The 12,965-nt window shown below is 64.9% G+C and carries 10 protein-coding genes; 7 read left to right on the top strand and 3 right to left on the bottom strand.

What is annotated here, in order from left to right; translation table 11 throughout:
• The first annotated feature begins 461 nt into the window (after positions 1–461).
• A complete protein-coding gene (locus C7I55_RS09375) occupies positions 462–818 on the top strand; it encodes an iron chaperone (RefSeq protein WP_106512680.1) in 357 nt (118 codons plus the stop codon).
• Positions 819–1,037: 219 nt separating this feature from the next.
• Here the strand turns inward: C7I55_RS09375 and C7I55_RS09370 are convergent, their stop codons facing one another.
• Positions 1,038–6,956 carry a hypothetical protein gene (locus C7I55_RS09370; RefSeq protein ID WP_146150985.1) on the bottom strand — a complete coding sequence of 1,973 codons (5,919 nt, stop codon included), beginning with the start codon at positions 6,954–6,956 and terminating at the stop codon, positions 1,038–1,040.
• Here C7I55_RS09370 and C7I55_RS27750 point away from each other — a divergent pair.
• The 3 genes from C7I55_RS27750 to C7I55_RS09365 all read left to right on the top strand — a co-directional run bounded on the left by C7I55_RS27750 (position 6,955) and on the right by C7I55_RS09365 (position 9,211).
• Positions 6,955–7,584 carry a hypothetical protein gene (locus C7I55_RS27750; protein ID WP_158266357.1) on the top strand — a complete coding sequence of 210 codons (630 nt, stop codon included), beginning with the start codon at positions 6,955–6,957 and terminating at the stop codon, positions 7,582–7,584. The genes C7I55_RS09370 and C7I55_RS27750 overlap by 2 nt on opposite strands.
• Positions 7,585–7,620: 36 nt before the next feature.
• On the top strand, positions 7,621–7,920 hold the full coding sequence (locus C7I55_RS27745; protein WP_146150983.1) for a hypothetical protein: 300 nt from the start codon (positions 7,621–7,623) through the stop codon (positions 7,918–7,920).
• Positions 7,921–8,287: 367 nt separating this feature from the next.
• Positions 8,288–9,211, top strand: a complete 924-nt coding sequence (locus C7I55_RS09365; protein ID WP_146150982.1) for a helix-turn-helix domain-containing protein — start codon at positions 8,288–8,290, stop codon at positions 9,209–9,211.
• A 166-nt stretch (positions 9,212–9,377) separates the two neighbouring features.
• On the opposite strand, the gene C7I55_RS28775 is transcribed toward C7I55_RS09365, so the two are convergent.
• Positions 9,378–9,527: a hypothetical protein gene (locus C7I55_RS28775; RefSeq protein WP_233222131.1), complete on the bottom strand. Its 150-nt coding sequence runs from the start codon at positions 9,525–9,527 to the stop codon at positions 9,378–9,380.
• A gap of 139 nt (positions 9,528–9,666) precedes the next feature.
• On the opposite strand from C7I55_RS28775, the gene C7I55_RS09360 reads away from it, so the two are divergent.
• The gene (locus C7I55_RS09360; RefSeq protein WP_146150981.1) at positions 9,667–10,557 is read left to right on the top strand and encodes a helix-turn-helix domain-containing protein; all 891 of its coding nucleotides are present in this window, start codon (positions 9,667–9,669) and stop codon (positions 10,555–10,557) included.
• Positions 10,558–10,706: 149 nt separating this feature from the next.
• On the opposite strand, the gene C7I55_RS09355 is transcribed toward C7I55_RS09360, so the two are convergent.
• Complete coding sequence (locus C7I55_RS09355; RefSeq protein ID WP_106512676.1) at positions 10,707–11,408, bottom strand: winged helix-turn-helix transcriptional regulator; 702 nt, start codon at positions 11,406–11,408, stop codon at positions 10,707–10,709.
• 79 nt (positions 11,409–11,487) lie between these two features.
• Between C7I55_RS09355 and C7I55_RS09350 the strand changes: the two genes are divergently transcribed.
• Both C7I55_RS09350 and C7I55_RS29555 read left to right on the top strand, forming a co-directional pair.
• Positions 11,488–11,946 carry a VOC family protein gene (locus C7I55_RS09350; protein WP_106512675.1) on the top strand — a complete coding sequence of 153 codons (459 nt, stop codon included), beginning with the start codon at positions 11,488–11,490 and terminating at the stop codon, positions 11,944–11,946.
• A gap of 252 nt (positions 11,947–12,198) precedes the next feature.
• On the top strand, positions 12,199–12,915 hold the full coding sequence (locus tag C7I55_RS29555; protein WP_106512674.1) for a DUF1428 domain-containing protein: 717 nt from the start codon (positions 12,199–12,201) through the stop codon (positions 12,913–12,915).
• Positions 12,916–12,965: the final 50 nt, after the last annotated feature.

The following is a 12,965-nucleotide window of genomic DNA, read 5'->3' as shown; positions in this document are numbered from 1 at the left end:
ACGCGCCTCTCCGCACCGCGCCCAGTCTCTTTCCTCTCGACGCGAATCGGGTGCAGCAACGCGCTTTTGTCCTAAGCGGAGATCCGTCTGATCCAACCAAGCTGATCGAGGAAAGCCTCGAACCTGCCGATCACCCCCTCCGGCGGCACCACTCGGGACGATTGCGGAGCGGCCAGGACCGTGTCGTGATATCTGGACTCGACCAACCCGCTCGTCAGCGGCGAGATGCGGAGAAAGGGTCCGGTGCACGGGGCCACGTCCGTTTGCTGGATGCAAAGGTCGTGCACGACGTCCACCCGAACAGGCGTGCCTGGATGGGGGCCGGCATCGATATAGTCGACAATGGCTCATCGGACCGAACTCTGCTCGAACCCTCCTCCTGGCCCGCTTGATCCGGCCGACCAACGGGTCCAACAGAGTAGATCGGCCTTTCCCTCGAACGTCACGCCAGTGGAACTGTTTTGACCAAGTACGCTGATCATGACGCCTATATCGCCGAGGCGCCTCTGGAGCTTCGACCTTGGCTGGTGCGGTTGCGTGCGCAGCTCGCGCGCGTGCTGCCCGATGCCGAAGAAGCCATCGCCTATGACATGCCGGGATTCAGGATCGGGCAGACGATCGTCGCCGGCTATGCGGCGTTCAGCAAGCAATGCGGCCTGTATCTGTCTCCCAGCGCCATCTCGTCGCATGCCGACGACATTGCCGCGGCCGGGCTCAAGGCGACCAAAACCGGCGTCACCTTCTCGCCGAGCCGCCCGATTCCCGACGAACTCGTCGAAAAACTCGCTCTGGCGTCCAGACGGGATCAGAAACTCTGAGCGTGCCGAACCGCTGAGTCCGGCTCCCGCTGCTCTCCGCACCGCACCACATCGCTCCGCGGACCAGGTAACGTACCGCGAGGGAGACGGACCGCGCAAAATCCCTCACGCGGTCGATGTCGTGTCCACTGATGCACTGCCGCTGGAATCACATCATCGGAGAGCCGTCGCGGAATGCCCAAGCCGGCGGTGCGCGATGACACCGCCGGCGGGCTGTCCTCAGAACCTGACCCGCAGACCCGCACGGGCGCCAATCCCCTGACGATCCTTGAAGACCGTATTCGCTTCGAAGAAGCCGCTGACACCGCTCTCCGATGCGATGTTGAGACCGACCAGACCTTCGACATAATCGTCGGCCCGGCCGTTCCGGAAGGTCACCGAAGTGTTGGCGTTGCTCAGGCGCACGCCGTCTCTGCCCTGGAATTCGTGGACATAATGGGCACCGGCATAGAACAGGCCCGACGCTCCGCGAATAGCGACGGGCGCGCCGACGCGCGCGCCGGCGCGGCCTCGGAGGCCGTCCTCCTCGTCGAAGGAGACGTTGGTTCCGGTGACGCTGAACCCGTCGAGCTCGGTCTTGACCCATGACAAACTGACCGAGGGCTCGAAGGTGACGCTGGTGCCGAAGCGCAGTCCGAGCTCGGCCTGGGCGCCGTAGGCGTGTCCGTCGAGATCGGCCTCGAAGCCCCCGGCTATGCTGCGCACGTCACCGTCGATCTTGTCATATTTGCCGAGCGCGTTGACGAAGATCGGGCCGCCGACGAACCGGGCGTAGGCACCTGCGTTCCACGCGCTGAAGCTCAGATCGTCGCCGGCACCCTCGAAGTTCACCCGGGAGTTCAGGTAACCGCCGGTGATGCCCAGGGCGAAGCCGCCATCGGCGCCGATCCCACCGCCGACATCGAACCCGATTTGGGTGCCGAAGAAATCCTGGCCGTAGGACAGATCCACCGTGTCGGTGACGTTGAAAGCGGTGAAGCTGCCGACAAGATCGCGGTCGAACTCGCTTCCATAACCCTGCATCCAGAAGCGCCCGCTCGCCTGCCCCGCCGCGGAGGAAGCGGTATCGCGGGCCTCACGCATCTGCCCAGACCAGGCCTCCGCCGATTTGTGCCACAGGCTCCGTGCGGCCTCGACGAAGGTCAGCGTGCGGTAAGCGACGTCGGTGGGGCTGCCGGTCAGCGTATAGCTGAATGCCTCGGGATTGTAGACGATGTCCAGTCGGACGAGACCGGCCTCGATCGGTCCACCCGTGAGCGAGAAGGCGGTGGGCGTCGAGGATGCTGCGGCCTGAACGACGACGGCACCGGTGCCCAACGGGATATTGCCCGCATCCAGCCTGTTGAGCGCGACGGCCGTCGATCCCAGCGCAGTGCCGACGACCATCCGATCGGCGGCGCTCGGCAGGGCAAGGTTGACGTCCACCACGATGTTGCTGTTGCCGCTTCCGGTGAAGGTGCCGCCCAGATCCAGCGTGTCGCCGGTGCGCGCGTTGACCAGGTTGATCGAGCCGCTGTTGTTGGTCGCCTCAAGCCCCGAGAAGGCGACGATGCCGGCGAGCGGAAACTGGACACGCAGGGTGCCGGAATTGTTGAACGTGTCGGTACCCGTGCCGAAGCTCTGATCGGCGCTCACCGCCATAAGGCCGCTATTGTTCAACACGTCGTTGCCGGCGCCGAACTCGCTCGTCCGGTTGGCGTTGAAATTGCCGCTGTTGTTGAAGATGTCGCCATTGCCGGTGAGGCGCACGCGCCCGGCCAAGGTCCCGCTATTGTTGATCGTCGCCGCCCCTCCGGCGGCATCCACGGCGAAGCCGTTGCTGATCAGGATCACGCCTGCATTGTTGACCGTCGTGCCGGTGCCGGAGGTGACGGCGATGCCGTCGTCGCCCGCCTGCAGGAGCGAGTCGGCTGCGAGGTTCACCACCGTGGTCGTGCCGGCAGTCACCTGCACCGCATCGTCCGTCGCCGAAGTCGTGAGCCCGGACAGGTTCAGGGTCACGGCGCCCAAATCGCTGTCCGCGACGATTGCCGCGGCGCCCGCACTCGCCTTGCGGCTGGTGACGGTGATCGGTCCTTGGCGGCTCCAGGCATTGATTGCGTTGGCGTCCGCGCCTGTCACGTCGACGCTCTGGACCAGAATGGTCAGGCCATCCCGGCTCACACCCTGGATGCCGTGGCTGTTGGCGCCGCTGGTGGTCACCGTACCGGCTTCGGTCAGCGCGCTGATTCCGGCAGCGTAGATCCCCACGGCATCGTCACCGGCCGTCGCCAGCGAACCCGCCCTCACCGAAGCTGGGCCGTCAAGGGAGGACGCGCTGATTCCGAAGGCGGAATTGCCGGCGGTCGTGACGGAACCCACTTCGACCGAAGCCGCTGCGCCCCCACTCGCCACGATGCCGCTTGCCAAGCCTCCGGTGGTCGAAACGCTGTCGACGAGGACAGTCGCAGTCCCGTCCTGCGAACGCGCCTCGACACCCGTCGACTCGATCCCGGCGGTCGTCACATTGCCTGCGACGATCGTTGCCTGGACATTGCTCCTGGCGATGATGCCGATCGCCTCATCGCCGGTCGTGGCAACGTTCACTGCCCTGACCGACGCAGTGCTCTCCGCCGAGTCCGCCAGGATCCCGGCGGAAAACTCCCCCTGGGTCCCCACCGAGAATGCGTCGATCGCTACCGCGCCCGCACCGATCCCAGTGATGCCGCGACTGACGTCTCCGACCGTCGTCACGTCTCCCGCAAGAATCGAGATTGGGCCGAAATCGGAATTGGCGAAAATACCGGCGCCCTCGGTGGCAACCGCGCCGCGCCCGGTGATGGTGACGCCGTCATTTCCACGCGCGGAGATGCCGTCGGCGAACAAGCCGGTGGTCGTCACGCCGCCCTGGTTATCGATGAAAACCGTTCCGGAGTCCGCAATGGCTTCGATGCCGTCCGAAAATGCTCCGCTGGTGACGACTCCTGCAGCGCCCCCACCCGCGCCGCTGACGATGGCGATGTTGCCGTCCGTAGAGCGTGCGAAGATGCCGTCACTATCCTCTCCGGCGGTCGAGACGAACTGGCTCTCGATCGAAATACCCTCGTCGGCAACGACATTGATGGCGTCGCTTCCCTCGTCGACTGTGATGGCGCTTACGCCAACCGAGATGCTGGCACTGCCGCCGGTCGTCACCGCAACCGCGCGCGCGTTCGTGCCGGCCGTCATGGCCCGATTGACCGTGATGTCGACATCGCCCACCGCCGTGTCGGCGAGAATCGCATCGGCACTGACGCCTGCCGTCATCGCCCGCTCTGCGACGATCGTTTGATCGTTAACGCTTTCGCCGAAGATGCCGTGGCTGTTCGCACCGGTGGTCGAGACTAAGCCCGCAGCGACAAGAGCGGTGTTGCCATTGGCGCTGATGCCGACCGAACCGTCGCCGGATGTCGTCACCGAACCTGACCTTACGGAAGCCGGGCCGTCGGGAGAGGACGCGCTAATCCCAAATGCGGAGCTGCCGCTGGTCGTGATGGAAGCTGCCTCGACCGAAGCCGCTGCGCCCCCGATTGCCACGATGCCGCTTGCCGAAGCGCCACTGGTCGAAACGCTGTCGACGAGGACAGTCGCAATCCCGTCCTGCGAACGCGCCTCTACACCCGTCGACTCGATCCCGGCGGTCGTCACATCGCCTGCGACGATCGTCGCCTGGACATTGCTTCTGGCGGTGATGCCAATCGCCTCATCGCCGGTCGTGGTGACGTTCACGGCTTTGATGGAAGAGGTGCTCTCCGCGGAATCGGCAAGGATCCCGATGGAAAACTCACCTTGCGTCGACACCGAGAGTGCGTCGATGGCGACCGCGCCGAAACCGATCCCGGTAATGCCGCGGCTGGCGTCTCCAAGCGTCGTCACGTCTCCCGCCAGGATCGAGATCGGGCCAAAATCGGAATTGGCGAAAATGCCTGCAGCGGCCTCGCCCTGGGTGGAGATCGCGCCGCGCCCGGCGATGGTCACGCCATCATTGCCGCGCGCGGAGATGGCGTCGCCGGAGAAGCCGGAGGTCGTCACTCCGCCCTGGTTGTCGATGAAAACCGCTCCGGAGTCCGCAATGGCTTCGATGCCGTCCGAAAATGCTCCGTTGGTGACGACTCCGGCAGCGCCCGCACCCGCGCCGCTGACGATGGCGATGTTGCCGTCCGGGGAGCGTGCGAAGATGCCGTCACTATCCTCTCCGGCGGTCGAGACGAACTGGCTCTCGATCGAGATACCCTCGTCGGCAACGACATTGATCGCGTCGCTACCCTCGTCCAGGGTTACCGCTTCCAATCCGACGACCACTGCTGCGCTGCCGCCGGTCGTCACCGCAACCGCGCGCGCGTTCGTGCCGGCCGTCATGGCCCGATTGACCGTGATGTCGACATCGCCCACCGCCGTGTCGGCGAGAATTGCATCGGCACTGGCGCCTGCCGTCATAGCCCGCTCTGCGACGATCGTCTGATCGTTGACGCTTTCGCCGAAGATGGCGTGGCTGTTGGCGCCGGTGGTCGACACGAAGCCTGCTTCGACAAGAGCCGTGTTGCCAACGCTGCTGATGCCGACCGCATCGGCACCGTTGGTGGTGACCGTCCCAGCGCGTACCGTGGCGAGGCCACCAGTCGATCGCGCGGTGGCACCGTTGGCCGAGTCACCGGTGGTGGAGGCGGCTGCGACCTGAACCGTAGCGGCAGCGCCGCCGATGGCGACGACGGCGGCCGCCGACTCGCCATCGGTGGCGGCGCTCTCGACTACGGCTGTGGCGGTTCCAAATTCTGAAACTGCAGCGGCGCCCGTCGATTCCAGGCCCGCGGTCGTGACGGTGCCGGCCGTGACGGTGGCGCTCACGCCGCCTGTCGCGCCAATTCCAGCCGCGAAATCACCTCTGGTCGCGACATTTGCCACTGTCACGGAAGCAGTCCCCGTGTCCGAGCTCGCAACGATACCCCTCGAGAAATCCCCCTGCGTCGCTGCCGAGAACGCATCGACGGCGGCATCGCCGGAGCCGATCGCGAGGATGCCCGAGCTGCTTTCGCTAACGGTGGCAACGTCTCCTGCGAGGACCGACACCGCGCCATTTTCGGCCTCCGCGACGATGCCGTCACTGGAGGCGCCCTCCGTGAGGATTGCGCCGCGCCCGGTGATCGTCACACCCGCGTCGCCCCGTGCGAAGATGCCCCTGCTGTCGGAAGAGCTCGTCGTGATGTCGCCGGCATTCTCGATGGTCACTGTGCCGGCTGCCGCGGTCGCCCTGATGCCGTTGGCAGAAACACCCGTGGTCACCACGCCGCCGTCGCCGTTGCTCCCGCTGACGATCGCGACGTTGCCACTTGTGGAATTGGCGTCGATGCCGTCGCTGGTCAGGCCCTGGGTCGAGGCGAAATGGACATCGATGGCGATGTCGCCGTCGGCAGTGACATTGACCGCGTCGCTCCGGTCGCCCTGCGTGGAAGCGCCGTTGGCGACGCTGACCGTCGCATTGCCGCCCGTCGTCACCTGGATCCCGAGCGAGTCCGCACCTGTCGTCGACACGATGCCATTGGCGACCGCGACATCGGCAAGGGCAGCCTCGACCAGTATCCCGACGCTGCCTTCGCCCGTCGTCCTGACGAAGTTCGCATCGATGCTGGTGCCGTTGGTACCGAACGAAAGGGTCCTGATCCCGGCTGCGTTGCTACCACCGGTGATCACGTCTTGGCTGGTGATGGAGAGGATGCCGTCGGTGCGGGCAAAGATGCCCCGTGCGAAATCGCCAGCCGTGACGATCGAGCGACTGCCGATCGACACGTCGCCGCCGTTTCCGAAAGGGATCAATCCAATGTCGATGCCGCTGCTGCCGTAGCCCGAAGTCTGGATCGAGTCGCTCTGCACGATGACTTCGCCGTTCGTCGTGACCTGGATACCGGCGGCAAGAATGCCGACAGTATTGATGGTGCCGCTGCCGATCACGGTGGCGCCGGATCCATTCAATACCGAAATACCCGCTCCGCTGCTGCCGGCGCCGCCGAGGACGGTGACGGCGATATCGGTCGCGTTGATCCTCAGGTCGCCGCTCTGTTCACTCCGCACACTGATGCCGGCGGCGCTCTCGCCCGTTGCTTCGATGCGGCCGGTAAAGTCCATGGCGGCACTCCCCTCGAGGGAACCTACAACCCCGGTCGCGCTCGTTGAGGAACTCACGGTTATCGGCCCGGTGGAGCTGATCGACGTGAAGCCGGCATCGTCGCCTTCATCGACGAAAATGCCACGAGCGGCAGCGTCGATGCCGGTCACCGTGATCGCACCGGAGTTCACGATTTCGAATCCTGGCGCGGACGAGTTCGAGGCTATTATCCCATTGGCCGCGTCTCGGGAGCCAGTGACGTTCAGGTCCCCGCTGTTCGTGACCGTGACATTGCCGGAAGAGCCTGTGGCCTCGATCCCATTACTGACCGCGAAGGCGCCAAACTGTTTGTCGAATATCGTGACATCGCCGCTGTTGACGATGCGGGCATCGACATTGGCCGAAGCCGATAATCCGGTTTCACCGGCGGTCACGGTCGCGGCATTGATGATCGTGGCATTGCCGCCATCCGGCGTCGCAAATCCCAGGGCGATGCCCGTTTCATTGCTGGTGATCTCGGAACCGACGGTCGCGATGACGGTGCCGGAGACCCCGTCGACCGGCGAGGACAGGAGAACACCTGAAGAAGCGCCCGAATCCACGACCACGTTCGGCTGGAGAACGACCGTCATGTCGCCATTCGCCTGATACTCGATGCCGTTGGGATAGGGGTTTCCTGCAGGAGTGCAGAATACCGTTCCGCTGTCTGCAACGCCGCACTCGTTGTTGGCGCGCGCGGGCGATGGGGCGAACGCAAGCACCAGGACAGTCCCCGTCACCGCGGTGCTCAGCAACCTGGCGCGCGATGAACGCCCTGCGCCCGAATTCGCAATTGGGTGGGTGAGCCAGGCGGCGTTGTTTGCCGACGAGGTCCGCGAATTGATCATGAATTACTCCTGCGCGTTCGTCCGAAGCTTCAGCCAAAGCAATTGCGCCATCCCGAAGATCGAAACGGCGGCTGAGTGGGAATTGCAGGTTCGATAGAGGGCCAGGCCTGTTTCCATCAGATGCATCTCGCGTCGCCGGCCGTTGTCCTGACGTACAACGGGTTGCATTCAGGCCCACATTTCTCGAAGGTTGCTGCCGACCAGGGGGGGGTGATTGTGAAGACGTTTGAGGTGGATCTTGGTCGTGCTTCACAGGCTCTCTCATTGAGCGGAGTCGAGCCTGCCCTGGAACTGCGGGTGAACAGCGGGCTCCGCCGAAGAACCGGCCCATGCTCAGACCCGATCCCGATCTCCGTTCAGCCGCTCGGGGTGGTGGCGCGCCGGGTTCACCGTCTCCTCGATGATGTCCGGTCCGACGTCACGCTCCTCCAGTTCGGCAAGCGCCTCCGGCACCGCGTCTGAGAGTGACGCTCCTGGCCGGCCGCCTTTCAACGAGTAACAACGGTATGCACGACGATTTCGCAGAAAAGTTGCGGCTTGCCCTGGACGCATTGTCGATGAGCCGCGGGCGCTTCGCTGCCGAGTTGGGCGTCGATAAATCCCTGGTCGGGCGATGGGCTTCGGGGGCGGTAATCCCGTCGGCGGCCAACCGGGAACGGATAACCCATCTGCTCGCAAGCAAGCGTCCCGGCTTCTCGCTGCTGGATTGGAAACGCGAGATTTCCGATTTCGCAATGCTGTTCGGGGCCTCTGCTCAAAAGGTCGTCGAGCGCGCCGACGATCCCTTTCACGCTTCCCTGCTGCAGATCGTTCAGCCATCGATCGACGCCAATGTCGGCGCCTACGAAGGCTTCTGGCGAACCACGCACGCCTCGCTGTTCGAGCAGGGGCGTTTCTGCCAGCAATATGGAATCATTCGCCGCGCCAGCAGCGGCGTCCTGGATTTCGAAGGGGGTGCGGACGGGATACGTTACCGCGGAGCGATGTTCCCGGTGGCAGGCCAGCTATTCTGCATCGGAGGAGAGAATGTCCGGCACCTGCCTTCCTTCATGATCTTCAACGTGATGGCGGTGCCGAAGATCTCGTTCATGGACGGCCTGGTTCTCACCGCGAACAGCCCGCTCCGCATCCCGACCGCATATCCGGTCATTTGCGAGCGAATTGCCGACCTGTCGGGAGACCGCGCGCGGGACGAGGCTTATATGGCGGAGTTGATGCGGCGGCCCGAGGCCATGGAAGACAGCTCCCTGTTGCCGCCCGTCATGCGAGAGCATCTCTTGCGTGGCGTTGACTCGGACACTGCGAAGGGGATCGGGGGAATGATGCTGACTGCATCGCTCAGCCCCCAGTTGGGCGAAATCATCGCATTGTCGCAACGCCAGATATAACGCGGCTTTTCAGCGCGGGCGCTCGCGTTTGCCTGCAACACCTTTGAGACTGGAAGCACACGCCGAAATCACTGCTGCACCGCATCCCTCAAGGGCGATGCCGCTTCCGCACGGCATGTTCCGGCGCCCTGCCGAAGCCTTGTCGCGCACGCGCAGCGGCGTTGGCTCAGCCTTTCGTACCCGCCTCCCGCGGGAGCACAAACTGGGGGACGAAGCCTTCGGCGAGCGCGCGGTCGCCTTCGATCGAGAGCGTCCCCTCCGCCCCCGGCGCCTGCAGCGGGACGCCGTCGCCAGTGCCGCGGTCAGCGCACGACATCCGCCTTGCCAGCATGGCTGCGCGCCGCCCCGAGTACGCCGCCGGCGATCCGCACCAGAGAGGCCTCGTCGCTGAGATGCAACGGTTGCATTTCGGCCGATGGTCGTTGAAGGTTCGCGCCGGCGAAGAAGGATGGATTGTGAAGACGTTCGGCGAGCGACTTACCCTCGCGTTGAAGGCGCTCTCGATGAGCCGAGGCCGCCTTGCCTCCGAGCTTGGCGTGGACAAATCGCTGGTCGGCCGGTGGGCATCGGGAGCCGTCAAGCCCTCGGCACACAATCTGGAGCGCCTGACCCATGTGCTGGCGCTCAGATGTCCGAAGCTCACGATCCTCGATTGGGAAAGGGAGCCGGCAAAGTTTGCAACTCTGTTCGGCCTGGACGATGCCAATCTTGTCTCGCCCGAGCAAACGAGCCTGAACCTGTCACCGCAATTGCTTCAAGGTGCGCGCACGGCGACGGACTTTCGCGGCGCAGCCTATGAAGGCTTCTGGCGGGCGACCCACGCCGCGTTGTTCGAGCGCGGACGATTCTGCCACCAGCACGGAATGATCCGGCGCGGGGAAAGCGGATTGCTGCAACTCGATCTCGGCTGCCCCGACGTGCGCTATGTCGGGCCGCTGCTTCCGATCGACGGCCAGCTTTGCGGCATCGTCGTCGACACCGTTCAGCATCTGCCGTCCTTCATGATCTTCAACACGGTTTCGCTGCCGAAGATCGTACTTCTCGATGGCTTGCTCCTCGCGACCGGCAACGCCCTTCGCACCCCGGCGGCCTATTCGATCATCCTCGAACGGATTGGCGACCTTTCCGGCGATCGGGAAGCCGACGATGCGCATGCTGCGTCGTTGATGAAGACACCGGAGTTCATCGAGGATCTGACCACCCTGCCAAGCGTCGTGCGCCAGCATCTGCTCCGTGATTTCGGGCCGATCGCTGCCGCCTCCGGAGGCGAATTGATGCTGACCGCGATGGCGACGGAGAGGCTGTCCCAGATCGTAGCTTCGAACACCAGGATCATGAATCCTTGACCAGGTCTGCAAGGCCGCCTGCTCCATCCTGGTTTCGGAACTTCGACCGGAATCCACTCTCAACTGTCTGCGACTCCTTGCATCGCACGTCCCGAACGTCGCCGGCGACGGCACCGCGTCACGGGTAAGGGCCCCGCAGCGGCTGCCGCTCAGCCGTCCTTGGCGGCTTTCGGAGGAAGCACGAACAGCCTGACGAAGCGTTCGGCGGCCGCGCGATCGCCTTCGATGGCGAGTGCCCCTTCCGCCTCCAGTGCTGCGAGCGGGACGCCGGCATAGACTGCGGCGGCGATCGCCGGCGGCGCTGCAGTGAGCACGGCGTCCGCCTCGGCAGCATCGCTACGCGCCACATCGAGCATGCCGTCGGCGATCCGCACCAGATAGGCCTCGCGGCCGAGCTGCAGCCGCACGCGCAGGGCCAGCCCGGCGATCCGCGCCGGATCCACCATCGTCCGGAACGACAGCAGCAGCGAGACCGCGCTCAGCGGCAGCCGTGGGTCGTGGCTCGGCGAGCGCGCCGCCCAGCGGCCGAGCGCCTGGAAAATGGGCTCGGCCTCATAGCCCCAAGGCGTCAGTTCGTAGACCTGGATCGAGGCCGGTGGCGGCAGCTTGCGGCGGACGAGGATGCCCGACGCCTCCAGGCTTTCGAGCCGCTGGGTGAGGACGTTGGCGCTGATCCCGGCGAGATCGGCCTTGAGATCGCCGAAGCGCTTGGGCCCGAACATCAGTTCGCGAATGACCAACAGGGCCCAGCGCTCCCCGACCAAATCGAGCGCGTGCGCAGCGCCGCAGGCATCGTCGTAGCGGCGCGGCCCGCGACCCGGCGACTCACTAGTTACATTTTCTAACTTCATGGTTGCTTTCGATAACTCATCAGGGCATCAAGATCAAACAGGCGATTCGCCCGACGGCGAGAATTTGAGGGAGAGTGAGATGCCGAAGATGATTTTCCTGAACCTGCCGGTCTCCGATCTGGCGCGCTCCACGGCCTTCTACCAGGCGCTCGGCGCCACCAAGAACGATCAGTTCAGCGACGACGTGACCGCCAATTGCCTGGTGTTTTCAGAAACGATCCACACGATGCTTCTGACCCACGAAAAATACGCGCAATTCACCTCGAAACCGATCGCCGATGCCCATGCCAGCAGCCAGATTCTGATCTGCACCTCGTGCGAAAGCCGCGCGGAAGTGGACGAGATCGTCGAGAATGCGGCGGCCGCGGGCGGCAAGGCCGATCCCGGCGCAATCCAGGACCATGGCTTCATGTACGGACGCAGCTTCGAGGATCCGGACGGCCACCATTGGGAAGTGATGTGGATGGACGTCGAGGCCGCGAAAGTGGCGATGTGCGGGGAAAGCGCCGAGGCGGCTCCCGAAGTCGAGCCCGCCTGAGGGCAGGCGGCCGGAACCGCGGGACGCGGGTCCGGCCCCGCCTGACGCGTGCCGCGGGTCAGTTGGCGCCGCAGCGGGCGGAAGCGATGGTACGGCAACCGAGCCGCCCGCAACGGCGGGTCGCCCGTCCCGGACGCGCCGAACGGGACCCCCCCCCCCCCCCCCCGGGGCGCGCCCACATCGCCGCGCCAGCATGGTGAACGACGACCAGTTCGGCAATCAGCCAATTCGACAACGAGAAGGAGACGGACAATGACCTATGTGGAAGGCTTCGTGCTGGCCGTGCCGGCCGCGAACAAGGACAGCTACAAGGCCCATGCCGAGCAGGCGCAGCCTTTGTTCGCCGAATTCGGCGTGGCCCGGATGGTGGAGACCTGGGGCGACGACGTGCCCGACGGCAAGGTCACCGACTTCAAAGGCGCGGTGCAGGCGCAGGATGGGGAGACGGTGGTCTTCTCGTGGTTCGAATATCCCTCCCGCGCGGCGCGTGACGCCGCCAATGCCAAGATGATGAGCGATCCGCGAATGAAGGACATGGGAACTTCCATGCCGTTCGACGGCAAGCGCATGATCATGGGCGGTTTCGAATCCCTGCTGGACGAAAGCGACGGCGCGCGCGGCGCCTATGTCGACGGCTTCGTCCTGCCGGTGCCGAACGACAACAAGGAAGCCTATCGGACGCTCGCCGCGCGGATGGCGGTAAAGTTCCGGGAATATGGCGCGGTGCGGGTCGTCGAAAGCTGGGGGGACGACGTCCCCGACGGCAAGGTCACCGATTATCGGCGGGCGGTGAAGGCGGTCGACGGGGAGAATGTCGTCTTCTCCTGGATCGAATGGCCCTCCAAGGCGGTGCGCGACGACGGCTGGGCCAAGCTCATGGCCGACGAATCGTCGAAGCCGGACGGGGAGATGCCGTTCGACGGCAAGCGGATGTTCTGGGGCGGCTTCGAACCCATACTCGACCGCTGAAGCCGATCTGCGCCGGAGCGATGCTCCGGCGCAGATCCTTGGAATCCAGC

Origin of the sequence: Allosphingosinicella deserti, from assembly GCF_003012735.1 — a bacterium.
GTDB classification, from domain to species: Bacteria; Pseudomonadota; Alphaproteobacteria; order Sphingomonadales; family Sphingomonadaceae; genus Allosphingosinicella; species Allosphingosinicella deserti.
Note: the sequence above shows the minus strand (reverse complement) of the source record. Positions and strands in the feature narration are given on the sequence as shown.